Source organism: Bacillus sp. VA15 (genome assembly GCF_055721145.1).
Genome location: NZ_JBVQPQ010000002.1, coordinates 605,727 through 623,466, shown reverse-complemented (window position 1 = coordinate 623,466; position 17,740 = coordinate 605,727). Strand labels below are relative to the sequence as shown.

Annotated in this window: 21 protein-coding genes and 3 riboswitches; of the genes, 13 read left to right on the top strand and 8 right to left on the bottom strand. The window is 43.3% G+C overall.

The genetic code is table 11. The annotated features are described in order from the left end of the window. Positions 1-156, bottom strand: a riboswitch (SAM riboswitch). Positions 157-287: 131 nt separating this feature from the next. Beyond that, a complete protein-coding gene (gene isp / locus AC0DBE_RS08075; protein WP_014113539.1) occupies positions 288-1,247 on the bottom strand; it encodes a serine protease Isp in 960 nt (319 codons plus the stop codon). A 222-nt stretch (positions 1,248-1,469) separates the two neighbouring features. Between isp and rsbRB the strand changes: the two genes are divergently transcribed. Then, entirely contained in the window at positions 1,470-2,303 is an 834-nt protein-coding gene (rsbRB, locus tag AC0DBE_RS08070; protein WP_014113541.1) for an RsbT co-antagonist RsbRB, read from the top strand. A gap of 32 nt (positions 2,304-2,335) precedes the next feature. Here the strand turns inward: rsbRB and thiX are convergent, their stop codons facing one another. The 4 genes from thiX to AC0DBE_RS08050 are packed head-to-tail and all read right to left on the bottom strand — an operon-like array spanning position 2,336 to position 5,905. Beyond that, positions 2,336-3,100 carry an HMP/thiamine ABC transporter permease ThiX gene (gene thiX, locus AC0DBE_RS08065; protein WP_088679459.1) on the bottom strand — a complete coding sequence of 255 codons (765 nt, stop codon included), beginning with the start codon at positions 3,098-3,100 and terminating at the stop codon, positions 2,336-2,338. Further along, positions 3,075-4,715: an ABC transporter ATP-binding protein gene (locus AC0DBE_RS08060; RefSeq protein ID WP_472961725.1), complete on the bottom strand. Its 1,641-nt coding sequence runs from the start codon at positions 4,713-4,715 to the stop codon at positions 3,075-3,077. The genes thiX and AC0DBE_RS08060 overlap by 26 nt, the downstream gene beginning before the upstream one ends. After that, on the bottom strand, positions 4,702-5,301 hold the full coding sequence (locus tag AC0DBE_RS08055; protein ID WP_014113544.1) for an ECF transporter S component: 600 nt from the start codon (positions 5,299-5,301) through the stop codon (positions 4,702-4,704). Before AC0DBE_RS08055 ends, AC0DBE_RS08060 begins: the two co-directional genes overlap by 14 nt. Before the next feature lies 1 nt (position 5,302). After that, complete coding sequence (locus tag AC0DBE_RS08050) at positions 5,303-5,905, bottom strand: YkoF family thiamine-binding protein (RefSeq protein WP_472961722.1); 603 nt, start codon at positions 5,903-5,905, stop codon at positions 5,303-5,305. 96 nt (positions 5,906-6,001) lie between these two features. Further along, positions 6,002-6,113, bottom strand: a riboswitch (TPP riboswitch). Positions 6,114-6,214: 101 nt separating this feature from the next. Here AC0DBE_RS08050 and ykoG point away from each other — a divergent pair. The 7 genes from ykoG (at position 6,215) to mgtE (ending at position 11,636) form a co-directional block, all read left to right on the top strand. Further along, entirely contained in the window at positions 6,215-6,901 is a 687-nt protein-coding gene (gene ykoG, locus AC0DBE_RS08045; protein ID WP_014113546.1) for a two-component system response regulator YkoG, read from the top strand. 3 nt (positions 6,902-6,904) lie between these two features. Further along, complete coding sequence (gene ykoH / locus AC0DBE_RS08040; RefSeq protein ID WP_087987176.1) at positions 6,905-8,269, top strand: two-component system sensor histidine kinase YkoH; 1,365 nt, start codon at positions 6,905-6,907, stop codon at positions 8,267-8,269. Beyond that, the gene (locus AC0DBE_RS08035; protein WP_061187332.1) at positions 8,266-8,946 is read left to right on the top strand and encodes a PepSY domain-containing protein; all 681 of its coding nucleotides are present in this window, start codon (positions 8,266-8,268) and stop codon (positions 8,944-8,946) included. Before ykoH ends, AC0DBE_RS08035 begins: the two co-directional genes overlap by 4 nt. A 91-nt stretch (positions 8,947-9,037) precedes the next feature. Continuing rightward, positions 9,038-9,553, top strand: coding sequence for a PepSY domain-containing protein (locus tag AC0DBE_RS08030; RefSeq protein WP_061187333.1), 516 nt, complete (start codon positions 9,038-9,040; stop codon positions 9,551-9,553). An 83-nt stretch (positions 9,554-9,636) separates the two neighbouring features. Further along, positions 9,637-9,774, top strand: coding sequence for a transcriptional regulator SplA domain-containing protein (locus AC0DBE_RS08025; protein ID WP_003218541.1), 138 nt, complete (start codon positions 9,637-9,639; stop codon positions 9,772-9,774). A 107-nt stretch (positions 9,775-9,881) separates the two neighbouring features. Continuing rightward, positions 9,882-10,049, top strand: a riboswitch (M-box (ykoK) riboswitch). 91 nt (positions 10,050-10,140) lie between these two features. Then, positions 10,141-10,263 carry a hypothetical protein gene (locus AC0DBE_RS08020; protein WP_014113549.1) on the top strand — a complete coding sequence of 41 codons (123 nt, stop codon included), beginning with the start codon at positions 10,141-10,143 and terminating at the stop codon, positions 10,261-10,263. Between the two features lie 17 nt (positions 10,264-10,280). After that, entirely contained in the window at positions 10,281-11,636 is a 1,356-nt protein-coding gene (gene mgtE / locus AC0DBE_RS08015; protein ID WP_061187334.1) for a magnesium transporter, read from the top strand. Positions 11,637-11,678: 42 nt separating this feature from the next. On the opposite strand, the gene tnrA is transcribed toward mgtE, so the two are convergent. Next, positions 11,679-12,011, bottom strand: coding sequence for a MerR family transcriptional regulator TnrA (gene tnrA, locus AC0DBE_RS08010; RefSeq protein WP_003218544.1), 333 nt, complete (start codon positions 12,009-12,011; stop codon positions 11,679-11,681). 193 nt (positions 12,012-12,204) lie between these two features. Here tnrA and AC0DBE_RS08005 point away from each other — a divergent pair, with 193 nt between their 5' ends. The 3 genes from AC0DBE_RS08005 (at position 12,205) to AC0DBE_RS07995 (ending at position 13,227) form a co-directional block, all read left to right on the top strand. Beyond that, a complete protein-coding gene (locus tag AC0DBE_RS08005; protein WP_003218545.1) occupies positions 12,205-12,360 on the top strand; it encodes a hypothetical protein in 156 nt (51 codons plus the stop codon). An 87-nt stretch (positions 12,361-12,447) separates the two neighbouring features. After that, a complete protein-coding gene (ykoL, locus tag AC0DBE_RS08000; RefSeq protein ID WP_014113552.1) occupies positions 12,448-12,630 on the top strand; it encodes a stress response protein YkoL in 183 nt (60 codons plus the stop codon). Between the two features lie 132 nt (positions 12,631-12,762). Continuing rightward, positions 12,763-13,227 carry a MarR family winged helix-turn-helix transcriptional regulator gene (locus AC0DBE_RS07995; protein WP_014113553.1) on the top strand — a complete coding sequence of 155 codons (465 nt, stop codon included), beginning with the start codon at positions 12,763-12,765 and terminating at the stop codon, positions 13,225-13,227. Between the two features lie 39 nt (positions 13,228-13,266). Here the strand turns inward: AC0DBE_RS07995 and AC0DBE_RS07990 are convergent, their stop codons facing one another. Next, complete coding sequence (locus AC0DBE_RS07990) at positions 13,267-14,361, bottom strand: MGDG synthase family glycosyltransferase (protein ID WP_472961714.1); 1,095 nt, start codon at positions 14,359-14,361, stop codon at positions 13,267-13,269. Positions 14,362-14,451: 90 nt separating this feature from the next. On the opposite strand from AC0DBE_RS07990, the gene AC0DBE_RS07985 reads away from it, so the two are divergent. Beyond that, a complete protein-coding gene (locus AC0DBE_RS07985; RefSeq protein ID WP_014113555.1) occupies positions 14,452-15,003 on the top strand; it encodes a YkoP family protein in 552 nt (183 codons plus the stop codon). A gap of 27 nt (positions 15,004-15,030) precedes the next feature. Here the strand turns inward: AC0DBE_RS07985 and AC0DBE_RS07980 are convergent, their stop codons facing one another. Then, positions 15,031-15,843 carry a metallophosphoesterase gene (locus tag AC0DBE_RS07980; protein ID WP_014113556.1) on the bottom strand — a complete coding sequence of 271 codons (813 nt, stop codon included), beginning with the start codon at positions 15,841-15,843 and terminating at the stop codon, positions 15,031-15,033. Positions 15,844-16,040: 197 nt separating this feature from the next. Between AC0DBE_RS07980 and AC0DBE_RS07975 the strand changes: the two genes are divergently transcribed. After that, on the top strand, positions 16,041-17,735 hold the full coding sequence (locus AC0DBE_RS07975) for a DUF6044 family protein (protein WP_472961711.1): 1,695 nt from the start codon (positions 16,041-16,043) through the stop codon (positions 17,733-17,735). Positions 17,736-17,740: the final 5 nt, after the last annotated feature.

The window sequence follows — 17,740 nt, the reverse complement described above, 5'->3', positions numbered from 1 at the left end:
CTCTCATCTCTCAGACACAATCTGATGGAATTAGCACCGTGCCTTATGAGACATCAGTCTCGGCGCGAAAAGCAGTGCGCCCCATTTCACAATGGAATTACGGTCGGTTGCTGTTGGGGTCAAAAGGCCAATCCCTCGCCCAACTCTCGATAAGAGAAAATGTTATTAATTTTTTGAAAAGTTGAATCATTTGTTGGTAATCTTAACAGTAATTCAAATTCGCTGTCAACATAGAATTTGAAATTTTATTTACAATATTTGGTTTATGTTATATAAGAAAAATAATTTTATAGGGTCATCAAATGTGATTGCTCTGCTCTTTCTGCCAGCTCATCAGGAGCAGTTAAATACAGGAATCCATTGCCTGCCAGCGTTTTAGCAATATCAAGCGGAAGAGTCCTGCGGATCAGCTGTGCATAAACCTCAGATTCAGAAAGCTTTCTTTGAAATGATTCTTCTTCATAGCTTTTGATTAAAGCAAGCGCTCCGCTGACATGAGGAGCAGCCATTGAAGTGCCGGTAAGCTTACCGTACTTCTTGTTAGGAAGAGTGGATAAGATATTTTCTCCGGGAGCCACAAGGTCAATCTCTTTATTCGCGTTAGAAAATTCTGATAATTCTCGCGCTACCGAAACAGATCCGACCGCGATGACTTCATTATAAGCCGCAGGGTAGGAAAGCTCTTCTGTGCGTTCGTCTCCGTCACCCTCATTTCCCGCTGCGCAAACGACAAGCACTCCGTTTTTGACGGCGTTTTTCACTGCTTCTGCCAGCTCTGGCACATCGCTTGGTCCGCCAAGGGACATTGAGATGATATCGACTTTCTGTTCCACCGCGTAGTTAATGCCGTTAATAATCCATTCGTATTGTCCGCTGCCGTTTTCACCGCCAAGAACCTTTACAATCAATAGGCTTGCCTCAGGCGCGACCCCGGTAATGCCGCCGTTTGAATCGTTAGCTGCAATTGTTCCAGCGACGTGTGTGCCATGTCCGTTGTAGTCGGAGATCGCATCTTCCTTGCCGCCGTCATCATCCGTGAAGTTCTTTCCTCCGATGATTTGGTTCTTTAAATCAGGATGGCTTGTGTCGCAGCCCGTATCCAATACAGCAATTTTTACATTTTTGCCTTTTACCCCTTTTGCCCACATTTCTGGCGCCTTAATCACTTTAATGCCCTCAGGAAGCTCGTTTACATCCATGATCTGCTCATTCGTCACATACGGGATCAAGCGGATTTCACCATTCATAAAAAAGCCCTCCTTTTTTATGCTTTCAAGTGGATTCAAGGGTGTTGCCTCATATTATATGAAAAAATCAACCGCTCGGACAGAGCCATTTGAAGCATTTTGAAAAAATAGGATACAACCCAAAGAATTAGTAATTTTCAAAATATTGGATGGCTTCAGCATGTATGACTGGGATTCAGCTGTTAGTCAAGTTATAATAGTGTTGGGGAAAGGAGCAGTGTGATGAAACTGAATGAAAAATTATATGCATTTTTTTCAGAACATGTTGAACAAATGGCCGAGGAATGGATTGAAACGATGGAGGAAAGCGATCCGAATTCGCTTTACGCCTTACATAATGCTTCTGTAACGGAAGAATTGAAAGAGCAGGATAGAGAATTTTATCGGCATCTGAATTACATGTATGTTTTACCGGAAAAACAATTTCTCGAAGAATTTCAAGAGTGGGTCATTGAGCTGACGAACGATCAAAAGCATCTTGACACTCCGGTTCAGTATGTCATTCGGGAGTTTATGAGAAACCGGAGATTATATACGAAGTATTTTGAGAAGTTCGCAGAAGAAAACGAGTCGGCGTTTGAATCGGGAGAGAAACAAAAATGGGCAGATTTGATTGTAAAAGTATTTGATTTTACCATTTATACCTTCGTCGATCACGCTGAAATGAATGCCAAACAGCAATTAAACGCCCAAAGAGAAATGATACTAGAATTAAGCTCGCCTATCATTACCCTGAGCAAATCAACAGCTCTGCTTCCGCTTGTCGGTGACATTGATACAGAACGGGCAAAGTTTATTCTGGAAAACACGCTTCAGGCTTGTGCAAAAAGACGTGTGGAGCATCTGTTAATCGATCTGTCAGGTGTTGTGGTGGTTGATACGATGGTAGCACACCAAATCTTTAAATTGATCGAGGCGCTCAATTTGATCGGTGTTAGGTCAACCCTGTCAGGAATCAGGCCTGAAATTGCGCAAACCGCTGTACAGCTGGGGATTGATTTTTCGAATATTACAATTAAAACCAATCTTGCCCAGGCATTAAACTATCATCAATAAGAAAAAATCCGCTATCGCCGATAGCGGATTTTTTATGAGGCAAAACAGAAAGATACGAGAAAAGATCCTGCGAATAACAAGAGAACGAGGCAAAAGAACAGCCAGTCGCGCCGGTTGACGGTTAGTGTCCGGTAATATGTCCGGTTTCTGCTTCCAGTAAAACCTTTCGATTCCATCGCAAGCGCTGTCCGTTCCGCTTTTCTAATGGCGCTTGCCAAAAGCGGGATGGTATACCGCTTTAACGCGCTGATTTTCTCAATGAAGCTGCTCTCCGCCGCTCCTCCTCTGATCTTGTGAGCCTGCTGGATCAGCTGGACCTCATCCTTTAATAGCGGAAGAAAACGAAAGCCTGCAATGACGCCATATGCGAGCTTTGGTGAGAGCTTGCACTGCTGGACAAGGCTCAGCATAAATAAAATCGGATCGGTTGTAAAAACAAACATCATCGATAAGGCAGAAAAGCACAAAATACGAAACCCGAGAGAGATGCCGACAGATACATTATCGCTGTTGATCGAGATAGGACCGGCTTGAAATAAGAAATTATCCGGAGTTGTCGGAACCTTGCCAAAAACAGCGGCTGTCCATACGCATCCGAATGCCAAAATCAAAAACGGAATCGTAAACAAAAACCATTTTTTCAATGGGATTTTGGCCGCCAATAGGATACCCGCAACAATGATGATATAAAAACACGCAGGAGTGTAAGGATTGTAAATAAACGACAGCATGACAACACAGCAAAAAACGGCGGCCGCTTTCACTGTCGGATTAATGAGATGTAACGGCTGCTTCATCACGCACCTCCTTTTGATATGCCATCCATTCATATAAAAGGGGAAGGGTGAGCTTTGCTTTTTGGACAAGCCCAGTTTCCTGAGAAAATAACTGCGCTGGAGATCCGTCAAAGGCCAGGCCCGTATCGTGAAGCACTAGCACGCTGTCGGCATACGAAGACACAAGCTCCATATCGTGTGTAATCATGAGGACAGCGGTTCCTTCTGCCTTGATACGCTGAATCATGTCCATGCATTCAGCCGCCGTACGGGCGTCCTGGCCAAAGGTTGGTTCGTCTAATAATAAAACCTTTACGTCATGCATGAGCATGGTAGCGACGCTCAGGCGCCGTTTTTGCCCTTGGCTGATTGCAAACGGATGATGATCAGCCAAATGCGCAAGACCGAAACGATGCAGCAGGTGCTGCGCTTTTTTCTCAGTTTCAGCATTTACTTTCTGGCCGAACAGCAGCTCGTCATATACTGTGCCGGCGACGAACTGATGCTCCGGGTTTTGAAAAACAAATCCCATTCGTTTTCGCAGTTCAGTTTCTTTATACGATTGCAGCGGCTTATCATATAGAAGAATCTTGCCGCTTTTCGGCTTCATCAGACGGGCGAGGACGGATAAGAGTGTTGATTTTCCAGTGCCGTTCGGGCCGACAAGCGTCGTCAAAGAGCCTTCGCGCAATGAAAAGCTGATGTTTTTGAAAATCGTCTGCTGTCCTCTTGCGAACGAAAGGCCGCTGATTTCCAGCACACTCTTCCCAGAAGGAGCTTCCTTCTTTTCGGCATGCCCAGCAAAGGGTTCTTTGAAAAGCGTTTCTTTTGATAAAGTAAACGGCATACTGAGTTTTTCCTGCAGGCCACACACTTTTGGAATCGCGATGCCCAACTCCTTTAGGGTTTCCGCTTCGTGCTGAAATAGATCTTTCGTCCGGCCATCGAGCGCTTTTTTCCCTGATTTGTCCAGTACAATCGTTCTCTCAATCCAAGGCGTCCATTCTTCAAGCTGGTGCTCAATGACGAGGAGGCTGAAGCCTTTTTCTTGCTGAAGATCTTTCATCATGTGAACGAATTCCCGAGCTGAATAAGGATCTAATAAAGAAGTTGGCTCATCTAACATAATAAGCTCAGGCTCCATCGCCAAAATACAGGCGAGAGCCACTTTTTGTTTTTGTCCTCCTGACAGTGCAGATATTGTTTTTTCTTTTAAATGGGTAATGCGTAATTTTTCTAATACGGCATCAATCTTCTCCGCCATCTCTTCTTTCGGAACCTGCAGATTTTCTAGCCCGAAAGCGATTTCGTCCTCCACCGTCAGCATGCAAAACTGCTGATCCGGGTCCTGAAAGACGACCCCGGCATGCTGAGCAATTGTTTCGGAGGTTTCAGCACCAGTGACCGGCTTTTGAAATAAAAATACATGTCCGGACTGTATGCCGTCGCAAGCCTCCGGGTAAAGACCGTTTAAACAAAGGGCGAGCGAGCTTTTTCCGCACCCGCTCGGCCCTAACAATAAAGCGCATTCTCCTTTTTGAAGCTCAAACGAAATGTTTTGAAATACCGGTTTCTCGTCTTCTTCATAAGAGAAGCTGAGCTGGTCAACCGTCAGGAGGTCATCAAAGGCTTGCATGTTCTGATGCCTGCTTCCGTTTCTTTTTCAGTTCCTTTCCGAGTGCCATTCCGTTTAACACACCCGTATAAGCGAGAGAGTCACTGATCGCTTTTCCGAGCAGCCCCGCAAGCAACGCGCCGGAAATCAGACGGATGACAAGCATAATAAGAAGATAACCTGGTGAATAGGCTGCATAGCCAGAAACAAAGAGATCGTAGATAAAGCTGGCTACTGAAGATCCCATTCCTGCCAGCAGAAGTACAGGCAGAGAGTATACTTTCCAGCGTGTCGCGAGAAATACAGCCTCAGCCCCGAGACCTTGTACAATGCCGATGACGATGACCATCGGGCCAGACGGATTTCCCAGCAAGCATTCTACGAGAGCGGCAATGATTTCAGAAACTAGCGCCGCACCCGGTTTTCGAATAATGTACGCGGCGATGACAGAAACGATAAACCAAATGCCGTAAATCGGTTCATAGGCGATTGGCCCGAACATACCTGCAAGTACGTTTCCGAAATGCGTGAATAATAAATAAACAACGGCAAAAACGATACTGATAACGGACATGATGACAATTTCTTTTACTTTCCAGCTTTTCATTTTATCCCTGCTTTCTGTTTTTTCTTGATGGACTGTTAGCCGAGAGATTCACAGTCATGGTTACGTGGTTTGTTTGCTGTTCAGCCATGCGGAAAACGGCCTCCAGTGTTCTGAACACGTCATGCGCATCTCCGTCAAGCTCGCTCGCATAATGGACACCTTGTGCGAAGGTGCCTTCTGCTTTCGCAATATCGACAGCTTCCATGATCAAGCCCATATAATCCGGCTCATTCATCGGATAAAGCGCAAATTGGCACGGCGCTTCCGCGTTTAGGCTTCGGACAGCATCTTCATTGACACGCTTATCGTTCGCGGAAAGATATGTATCTCCCTGTGTATCGCCCGGGCATCCGATGGAAAACATGCCGTTCATGACGATGTGTTTTTCGCTGTTCGCCGCATAAAGATAAATGGCTTTGGCAGCGTCGAATACATGATCAATCGATCCGCGCAGAACTGTGCTGATATGGTCGGTTTTCGTCCAAACTTTAGATGTGTCTGTTTTTTTTAGCGCAGACTTGATCACACCGATAAAATCATCCGTCATCGGGTATAAAGAGAACCGAAACCCGGCAATTCTGCTTGTACCACAAATATGATCCATTTCTCCGACCTCCTGTTTTTTTTGTAAAATAAAAAACTGCATATCCTAAGGGAATATGCAGTCATAGATCGATTAAGCGCACAAAAAAATACACCATTCGGTCAACCTGCACTTCCCCACGCTGGTATTATCCAGATCGGGTCATAAGGGATCAAAGCGCGTGTTTGCGCGCTTTATCTCAGCCAAAACAGCACCCCTAGTGCTTTCCGTATACAATTTTTTATTTTGACATCATAATAGATGATAAGACTCATTTTGTAAACAATGAAATCATTTTTTTCATATAGGGACAGGAGAGGATGATCAAATTTGGAAAAAGGGCACATATTAATTGTGGAAGATGAAGAGAAAATTGCCAGGGTGCTCCAGCTTGAATTGGAATATGAAGGATATAGCGTCACTATTAAACACGATGGCACAGAAGGACTGAATGCGGCCGCGGAAGGCGGGTATTCCTTAGTGCTTCTTGATGTCATGCTTCCGGGACTTAGCGGCCTGGAAGTGCTGCGCCGCTTGAGAAAAACGGATCAGCAGACACCGGTCATTTTATTAACGGCACGCGACAGTATCCCTGATAAGGTAACAGGGCTGGACATCGGTGCGAATGATTATGTCACCAAGCCGTTTGAAATCGAGGAATTGCTTGCGAGAATCAGGGCGGCGCTGCGCCAAAATGGAACAAAAACAGAAGATATTGGCACCTTTCTTACATATGACGACTTGCGGGTGAACGAAAAAACCCGTGAAGTGAGACGCGGAGACAAAGAGGTGGAATTAACGCCCCGGGAATTTGATTTGCTCGTCTATATGCTGAAGCATCCGCAGCAAGTGCTGACACGGGAGCAGATTCTAAACTCGGTATGGGGATTTGATTATATCGGTGATACAAATGTCGTGGACGTCTACATCAGATACATTAGAAAAAAACTGGACTATCCTTACGAAAAACAGCTGATACATACCGTTCGCGGGGTCGGCTATGCCATTAAGGGGTAAACGATGAAGCTGAAGACCAAGATTCATCTGTACACATCAATATCGCTGTTGATTTTATTAATTTTGGTCCATACCGCAGTCTATCTCATTTTTTCGTCCGCGCTGACCTCAAAGGATGCAGCCCGGCTTGCAGATGAGACGGATAACATTGCCGAAGCGCTGCATGCTGCTGAAACAGAAGGAGTGGCTTTGCAGGACATGCTGCAGGCCTATCTTCCAGCAAACGGCATGGTTCGTGTAGTGAATGGTGACCAAAAAGCCGTCATGACCATGACAAAAGAAAAAGGGTATAAAGATTTTCCACTCTCTTTTCACAGCGGGGAAACGGCAGATGTAAGGAAACATGACGGCAAACTGTTTGCTGAAGCTGCTGTTCCGGTTATTTGGACCGATGGGCAAGTGGTATCTCTTCAGCTGGTTGAAAGGCTGGAGAACACAGAAGAGAGTCTGTTTCTGCTGAAAATCATTTTAATCGCTGCAAGTGCTGCTGTTTGTATCGCTTCTTTTTTTGCCGGCAGCTTGCTGGCCCGCCATATCATCAATCCGATCAGACGATTAATGATGACGATGAAAGACATACAGCGGGAGAAAGCATTCAAAACGATTTCCTTGGAAGGACAGTCGCACGACGAGTTATATCAGATGGGGCTGACATTTAATGAGATGGCGATGATGCTGAAAGAGCATTACGATAAACAGCAGCAGTTCGTTCAAGATGCTTCACATGAATTGAAAACTCCGCTCACGATTATAGAAAGCTACAGCAGCCTGATGAAGCGGTGGGGGGCAAAAAAGCCGGAAGTGCTTGAGGAATCGATAGAAGCCATTCACTCAGAAGCGGTGCATATGAAAAAATTGACCAATCAGCTTCTGGCGCTGGCCAAAAGCCATAAAGGATTTGAGCTTGACCTGAAAACAATCGATCTGGTTAAAGTATCGCGCGCCGTCATGCAAACGCTCCAGCCCGCCTATCAGCGTGACATTTTGCTTGAAACAGATAAGGAGAGCCTGCTTGTAACAGCTGATGAAGAACGGATCAAGCAGCTGCTGACCATTTTGCTTGATAATGCCATAAAGTATAGTGAAAAAGCCATTGTGATGTCAGCCGGAACGAGGAATGGACGGCCGTTTCTGTCTGTGAGAGATGAAGGCATCGGAATACCTGAGGAGCATATCCCGCACCTGTTCGAACGGTTCTACCGGGCGGATGAGGCACGAAACAGAAAAACAGGCGGGACGGGTTTAGGCCTTTCCATTGCCAAGCAAATCGCCGATGAACACGGCATTGAGCTGTCTGTCAAAAGCAAGCCGGGACAAGGAACAGCTGTCACCATACAATTCAGAGAACAGAATGGGGGAGGCCGATGAACAAAACAATCAAAGTAGCATCTGCTGCTGCAGCAGCGGTTTTAGCCGTCATCATCTGTGCGTTTCTCATCATTCGGCAAACCCATGAGGATGTACTGTCAAAGGAGGCTGTCGTAAAAAAAGTCGAAGCCTCTTATGAAGGTGAGGTCACGAAAGTAACACAATCAAAGGATAAAAAAACATATGATATGACCCTTGAAAATCCAAAGGGAACTTATTTTATAAAAACTGACGCAAAATCGGCTGACATTCTTTCGATGAACAGAGTAAAAGCGTTGAATCCATCTGCCATGACAGAAAACGAAGCCGAGCATCTCGCGCTTGAACGGGTGCCGGGAACCGTCAAAAAACAAACACAACAGAATCGTGTTGCCACATATACCATTCAAAAAGAAGATGGAGAAACATACGAAGTGAAGGTAGACATGCAGGCAAAAGCAGTCGTGTCTGCCGATCGAATCATCGGTGAAGATCAACCAAAAACACCGATTACGAAAAAAGAAGCCAAAACAATTGCTGAGCGAGAAACGGGCGGGACAGCGGATGACGCAGATCTCGAAAAAAGTGAGGGCACTCTCATCTTTGAAGTGGATGTTGATCTTCCGGATGATAAAGAAGCGACTGTGAAAATAAATGCCTACACGGGAAAGGTTGCAAACATTGTGTATGAAGACTGATGATTTCTCATCAAATTCTCATCTTTCTCTCGTTTTCCTTTCATGTTGAGTGTGTAAACTGTACTCATACAAAACAAAGGAGGAATCACATATGCTTAAGAAAAGATGGATGGTTGGTCTTTTAGCAGGGTGTTTAGCGGCTGGCGGATTCAGCTACAACGCGTTTGCAAAAGAAAACAATGAAAACACACAGCCTGCTTCTTCAAAGACTGATGCACTCACTGAACAGGAAGCGAAATCAATAGCCAAAACGGTTGTTGACGGAACAGTGGACGACATCGACAGAGACATTTACAACGGCAAAGAAGTCTATGAAGTGGAGATCGAAAAAGACGGTGAAGATTACGACGTTTATGTAGATATCAATACAAAACAAGCGCTCAATGACCCGTTAAAGGAGAAAGCAGAACAAGTCGTCATCACAAAAGAAGAAGCTGAAAAAATTGCCTTAAAGCAAACAAATGGTACCGTAACAGAAAGCAAGCTTGACGAAGACGACGGCGCTTACACCTACGAAATTGAGATCCAAACGAAGCAAGGAACTGAGGAAGAATTTGACATATCCGCAAAGGATGGACGTATCATCAAGCAAGAGATAGACGACTAATCAAAACCCCGCTGCTGCGGGGTTTTTTCATGATAAGAAACCTTCTTTTGGACAATCTAAGTAGAAAAGGAGGCGAAAAACGCATGGAAAAGAAAGAGGAGCAATACATCAATCAGGCTGAATATGTCCCTCATCCGACGAAGGAAGGAGAGTACGCTTTATTTCTTCATGAAACATATCATTTGCTCTCTGAAGATGATGAGACGCAAACAACAGAATAAGGGCTTAGGCCCTTGTTTTGTTCCGTAATTGTGATGAAAGCGCATTAATTAATTTTTTGAGTTGACACAGCTTGTTTTTTTCTGTAATCTCAGTGTGTCAATTCAATTAGGAACTTCGTTAGGTGAGGCTCCTGTATGGAGATACGCTGCTGCCCAAAAATGTCCAAAGACGCCAATGGGTCAACAGAAATCATCGACATAAGGTGATTTTTAACGCAGCTGGATGATTAGATCCTATGCCATACAGTGCTAAAGCTCTACGATTGAAGGCGCCCGCACGCTTTTTTTGCCGTGCTTCTTTCTCCTTCAATCCCGAAGGCTTTTTTTATGCCTTTAAAACGAAACTTATCAAAGGAGGTGCGGAGTATGGATTCTCCCCATTCGAGTCAATCTGAAGAAGTACCCATATACTATGACAGCAAGGCAATTGATTACACGATGAGGAGACGATCTGCCGCACCTTCAGGCGAGGCCGGCACGTCTCCGTAGAGGAGGTACGAGTCCCGATGGTTCAAAACATGACCTATGACGAACTCATTTTACGCATCATTATTTTATTGCGAGACGGGAAAATTAAGGATTTCAGAAGCGTGATTGATGAGCTTCAGCCCTATGATATGGCATTTATTTTTAAGGAAATGCCGGAAAAACACCGCGCCCGCTATTTATCTTATTTAACTGTAGATGATATCACTGATATGATTGGGGAGCTGGAACGCGAATATCAGCTTGCCGTCTTAAATAAAGTTGGAAAAACAAAAGCAACACTGGCGATGAACAAAATGGACAACGATGACCTCGCTCAATTGCTAGAAGAAATGGACGAGGAACTGAAGGAACAGCTTTTGTCCAGCATGGAAGCGTCAGAGTCAAAAGCTGTACAACTTTTGATGAATTATCCGGCTGACTCAGCGGGACGCATGATGACAAACCGCTATGTATGGATTCCTCAGCATTATACGGTAAAAGACGCGGTCGTCAAACTGAAAAGCTTTGCTGAAATAGCTGAATCGATCAACTACTTATACGTCATCAATGAAAGCAAACAGCTGGTTGGCGTACTTTCGTACCGCGATTTGATTCTGGGCGAGCCTGAAGAAAAGGTGCAGGATTTAATGTTTACCCGCGTCATATCAGCAGACGCTCTTCAGGATCAGGAGGAGGTTGCCCGCCTGATTGAACGTTACGATTTCTTGGCCATCCCGGTTGTGGAAGAAAACAACGTGCTTGTCGGTATTGTAACGGTCGATGATATTATCGACGTCGTCATTCGGGAAGCTGATGAGGATTACGAAAAATTTGCCGCTTCAGGTAAAGACATCACCTTTGACACAAAGGCTTACGTGGCGGCATACCGGCGCCTGCCATGGCTGATTTTACTCTTGTTTATCGGACTGATTTCAGGAAGCATTATCAGTTACTTTGAAGATGCGCTGCAGCAGGTTGTCGCGCTGGCGTTTTTCATGCCGATGGTGTCAGGGATGACAGGAAATACGGGAACACAATCCCTCGCAGTTGTCATCAGAGGTTTGTCTAAAGAAGAAATGAACAAAAAAACGATTGTACGCCTGATCTTCCGGGAGTTCAGAACAAGTATTTATATCGGAGCGGTTTGTTCTGTGCTGATTGCGATTGTCTCTATCTTATGGCAAGGAAACGCACTGCTGGGATTTGTTGTCGCCTCTTCACTGTTCTTCACTTTAATTATCGGCACGATGTCAGGAACGGTTATCCCTATTATTTTGCATAAGCTGAAAGTAGACCCGGCGATCGCTTCAGGGCCGCTGATTACAACGTTAAACGATATTTTGTCTTTATTAATTTACTTTGGCATTGCCACTGCATTCATACACTCATTATAAATGATAAAAGTCCGTCTCAATAGCGAGTCGGACTTTTATCATTTAACGGTTTTTGTACCGAAAGTGAGCATTAAGCTGCCCCTCCAGCATTTTTTTCCGCACTTGCGGATCGTTTTTTAACATTTGCTCTTTTTTGCGCATATCCTTTAAAATCTCTGCCGTCTGTACGCCGTCTTCACGCTTATTGGCAATATCCATCAGCCGCTCCACATCGGCAAAAGAATATTTTCTCGTTCCCCTTGAAGAACGCTGCGGATAAATGAGCTTTCGTTCCTCATAATACCTGATCTGTCTTACGGACAATCCTGTCAATTCACTCACAATCCCGATTGAAATCACTTTTTTGTCTTTATAAGAATGATCTTCTGTGGCCATTTTTCCACCCCTGGATGTCTTTTGATAATAGTATATAAAAAACAAAGCGAAAAAACCTGACGCTTGTCATATTTTCTAACATCAAATAGAAGATTTTTGAAAAAACACGGAAGAAAAATTAACAAGAATAATGCGTAACACACAATCGCGTTTTATCCTTTATGTAACGAATAACTGAGGAGGAAGGATAATCATGGAGGAAGAAAAAGCGGTCTCGCTGGCAAAAGAAATTATAGAGTTGGATATCAAGCGTGATGAAATGCTGGAGACGTTTATGCAGCTTGCCGGAGAACATGCTTTTCAATTATTAAGATCGGTTCAAAACGGACTTTACCGAAAATCTTCGTAGACATAAATTCTTTACATTAGATTCATACCACGTTCATTTAAAAAGAGTATCTTGTGTATAGGATACCTCAAAATGAAGGAGGACGCTATGAGTAATTTATTGAAATCCGCTTTAGAAAAAGAACGACGCCATTATTCTGAAAAACTCTGTCAAATTGGAGTTTATAATAAAGAAGTCATGAACAAAATGACGATTTCTGAGCTTCGGAAGGAATATGCTTATTTCTTTCGAAGCATTCAAAATCACAAAAAATATCCTTATACAAGATAATGTATAAGGATTTTTTTGCTTTCAGAAGGAATTTCTCGAATTATAGCGAATACGTATAGTAAGGGACTGAACTCTTATTATATGTAAGGGTTTTCATTATTTTTTTATAAAAATCCTATATACGAGGTAGATATGATGAGATTATCGTTTAACGAAGAAGAAGTTGAGCGTGCGATGAATTTGTACAGAGTTTTTGCAAGGGCTTTCAAAAGTGTGTCTGAACATAGTATCCGTGACAGCAAAGAGCACGGCTTTAATCCCACTGAGTTTGCTGTACTAGAGCTCCTGTACACAAGAGGCCCGCAAAAATTACAGCAAATTGGGTCGAGACTTCTGCTTGTGAGCGGAAACGTCACATATGTCATTGACAAATTAGAAAGAAACGGATTTTTAGTAAGGGAGCAGGATCCGAAAGATAAACGCTCCGTTTACGCGCATTTAACTGACAAGGGAAATGAGTATTTGGATAAAATTTATCCAATTCATGCTCTGCGTATTGCGAGAGCGTTTTCAGGCCTTTCGCCTGATGAACAGGACCAGCTGATCGACCTGCTGAAGAAAGCAGGCATTCACAGCCAGCATTTGCTGTTTCGTTAACTATTCTACACTCTCTGTTTCAGGGAGTGTTTTTTTATGTCATATCATTCTTTTTAAAACATCTACAATCTTCCGGTCAGATATTTCGCCAAGATATCCATTGACATGTTTTTCATATTCTTTCATCTGTTCATTCGATTGAAAAAATGCCGCAATACGCTCCTCTGCTTTCTGTATGTCCCAGTTTCTCATATCTGTGACAAGCTTCCGTTCCTTTAGAAGGTTCAAATTCATTTCCTCCTGTCCCGGCAGCGCATGATAAATAAATACCGGAAGCCGTTTCTGTAAGCATTCGCTAATGGTCACGCCTCCGGGTTTTGTCATGATGCCTGCTGCTTGATCGTATAAACGATTCATCTCTGCTTTGCTGTGAAGGTAGGGAATCGCCTCAATAAAAGGGTGGCGTAAACTTTTGACATAGCAGTAGAGCTTTTCGTTTCTGCCGCATAATATTTTGTATAAGATGTTTCCGCCTGGCGACAGATCCTGAACCCATTTTAAAATACCCCCGACCCCCATGCTGCCGCCTGTGATAATGATGGTATATGGCGGATGATGCTGACAGGTGTCTGCTGATTCCATTTCAAACATCCGGTGAACGGGAATGCCGGTCAAGTATATGTTTTTCTGATCGATTCCTTCAGACATGAGCTGCTTCTTGACATCCATGATCGGCACAAAATGGTAATCAATATTCTCCCGCCCCCATAATTGATTCATAAAAAAATCAGTATAAACATTCACAACCTTCATATTCGGATATTCCGGCTTTAGCCGGTTCAGCAGATAAGAAGGCAGCGCGTGTGTGCAGAAGGCAATATCAGGCTGTTTTTCTTTTAGGATGTGTCTCATTTGTTGTGTGAACAGCCATTCGTACATGGCATAGCGTTTGTCATTCTGATATTTTCCGCAGGCGAGGAGCCTGTAAATGCCGCTGTACGTTTTCGGGAAATATTGAATCCATTTTAAATACGCCTCAGAGGACAGTTTTTCTAACCGTCTATACGTATGTGAAAAGATATCAATTTTCTCAGCTGCCAGTCCTTGAGACTCCAGTTCAGCCTCCAAGGCATCTGCAACATGGTGATGCCCGGTAGATATACTTAAAAAAGGAAAAATGAGAATGTTTGTCATGGTGTCCTCCTAAAAAAATATGGCAACTATATTTTGGGGAGAACGTTCACAAAATATAAGGGTGTTTTTGATCATAAGGAAGGTGAAGAGATGAAAACCTGTTTCCTTTCTATTTGGAGAGTGGTTGACCCGATTTATTTCTTTTTTTCAAGACTGACCTTGATTGACAAAGATCGAAAAAGCGTCTTTCGAGTCAGGCTGACAAAGTACAAAGGACATCATGTTGTACTGAGCGATGGAACGCATATCAGAAAAAATGATGTGCTCGTTAAAATACACCTGCACAACATTAAGCTGGTCAGGGAGCTGCAAAGCATTGAGAGCGCAGTCAGAAAGGGAATCATTATCTATCAAAAAGTATATCAATCGATGCCGATTCTATTGGATTACATCAATAATCACAAAAAAAGTGAAAAAATTAAAGGGATTGTGGGCATTACAATGCTTGACAAAGGTGTCGAAAGGCTCGGTTTTGATGTGGTCACCCCGGTCAACCCTTTTTACAGGTGCTTTAAAAAGATCACACATATACCGATTTTTTATCTCACTTCAAAGCAGGTGAGCTTGCGGCGTTTACCGAATACATCCTATTTGTTTATTTCGAAAGAAAAGCTGCAGAAAACCTATCAAAAAAAAGACTGATGCCTTGGTCAGCACAGTCTTTTTTGATTATATCTGATGAAATGTCACTTCAGGGCGGCTACCGACACGGATATTTACACCGGTTTGTCCCAAGCCTTCGCTGATATAAAACGGTTTATCATGGTGATAATGAAGGCCTTTAACCATGTTCATGCGCACAAGCTTGCCCATTTTCGCCAAATGGTACGGTTTTGGCCAGTGAATTTGCCCGCCGTGAAAATGGCCTGAAAGCAGGTAATCATAATGAACATCTTTCATATCCAGAATAATGTTTGGGTCGTGTGTTAATACAAGATGGTAGCCGTTTTCTAGATTTTGATAAGAGCCGGTAATATTACTGCGATTCGTGCTGTAATCATCAATGCCGATAATATTGACAGGCCCTGCGGCCGTCTCGATTTGAACATGTTCATTTTGCAGTGTGATACAGCCGTTTTCCTCTAAAACATGCTTCAAACTCTGAAAGTCCTTTTCTTTCAATACATAATCGTGGTTACCGAAAACCGCGTACATTCCATATGCAGGCTTCAGCTTTTGCAATGCGTTCAAGTAACCTGCTAGCTTCGGGATATTACGTTTCCGATCTAGAAAATCCCCGGTAAGCGCGATGATGTCCACAGGCTGGTCTTTTGTTAAATGATATAGCTCTTCAGGTGAAACAGAAATGTTTTCTAAGTGAAGATCTGATAAATGAAGGATATTTAATTTTTTTCTGGCTGAAAGGCCGTCTTTTTGATCGATTGAAATGGTGTTGACCTTTACATCTTTTGTATTGCGGTTCGCTTTATATATAAATGGCACAGATACGAGTATGGCCAATGAAAGTAAGATTGTAAACAAAATATATCCCCTCCCCACCTATCAGTATAGTAAGTAATCGAGCCTTATGGATAGCGGGAATTAATGGGTAAGAGACAGGTTGAAAAACGGATTGTCATCTGATGAATGTTTTGGAAAGGAAAAGGGATAATAAATTTTGACACATGAGGTAGAACATGCCGGATATGGTGTCAGAATAACAGATGGATGTGTAAGCGATGTTACGATTAATGAGACAACACAAAAAAGAAACATATTATCTCTGGATCGCATTATTTCTCCTTTTGCTGTATGTATCCCCGCTTTTTATTTTAAAGGAAGATGCCCATATTCGCGTCCACGACAATTTAGATTCCAATATCGCTTGGTACAAGGTACTGGCAGATAGCGGAGAAATCATCGGCAAGGTTGACGCGGCCATTCCGCAAATCATTAACGGGCTGCCGCGGGATGCCTTTGGCACTGAGTTGAGCGGAATTGTTTGGCTGCACGCTTTCTTTTCTTCCATGACCGCCTATGCAATAAGCCAGACGATTACAAGGGTTGTCGCTTTTTTTGGAATGTATATGCTGCTGAAGAAACATGTAATTCCGGAGCCAAAAGCGGCTTTCATCCGGATAGGCGTATCACTGGCCTTTGCCTTAACACCTTTTTGGCCTTCGGGAATGCTAAGTACGCTAGGATATCCTTTGGCACTGTGGGCTTTTTTAAATATCCGAAAAGGGGATATCTCTTGGAGAGAGTGGCTGACGCTCGGTTTGCTTCCTTTATATTCAAGCTTTGTCTTAGGCTTCTTCTTTTTCTTGGCAGGAATGGCGTGCTTTTGGTTGTATGATGCCATCACAAATAGAAGATGGAACCTGATTTTTTTAGGCAGTATTGCATTTATGACGAGTATTTATCTTTTCGTTGAATATCGGCTTGTCTATTCGATGCTGTTCTCGCACGCACCGATGCATCGGATTGAATTTATTTCATCAAGGCATGACGTTTGGCATTCTCTCCGTCTCTCCGTCAAAAACTTTGTCTATGGGCATAATCATGTGATGACCGTTCATACCGTTGTCATCCTTCCGATCCTGCTGCTCGTATTTGCAGCTGTACTGTTCAAGCGAAACCGGACAAAGTTAGAAAATGTTTATCTGTTTTTATGTGTGCTTAATTACGGACTGTCATTATGGTATGCATTTTGGTTCAACAAAATATGGGCGGTGCCAAAGCAGAAATTTGCCTTTTTAGCCGAATTTAATTTTGCCCGTTTTCATTTTCTGCGGCCGCTTGTCATATACGTAAGCTTTGCGCTAGCTTTGTATCTCATTTGGCGGATGAGAAGAGGATGGAAATGGCTTGTATATGCTGCGGTTGCTGCTCAGCTGATGGTGTTGGCGCCTTTTAATGAAGAATATACGTATGGCGTTCACTACAATGCGCCGACATTCCGGGAGTTTTATGCATCCGAGCAATTCAAAGAGATTAAGGAATATATCGGGCGTCCTCAAGATTCATACAGGGTGGCAAGCATCGGACTGCATCCGTCTATTGCCCAATATAACGGGTTTTACACGTTAGATACGTATAACAATCTGTACCCGCTCTCATATAAATATGAATTTAGGAAAATCATTGAAAAAGAGCTGGAAAAAAACGCTCGGCTGAAACAATATTTCGATGAATGGGGCAGCCGCTGCTATCTTTTCGTTGATGAACTCGGGAAACGATATGATTTCAAAAAGAACTCGAAGAAAACGATTAACAATCTTCAATTAAATACAGATGTATTTAAAAAAATGGGCGGGCGTTATATTTTTTCTTCAGTTCCGATCAAGAATGCTGAGCAAAACCATCTTGCGCTCGTTAAGACGTTTGACCATAAAGATTCTGCCTGGCGCATTTATTTATATGAAACAAGATAAGGAGG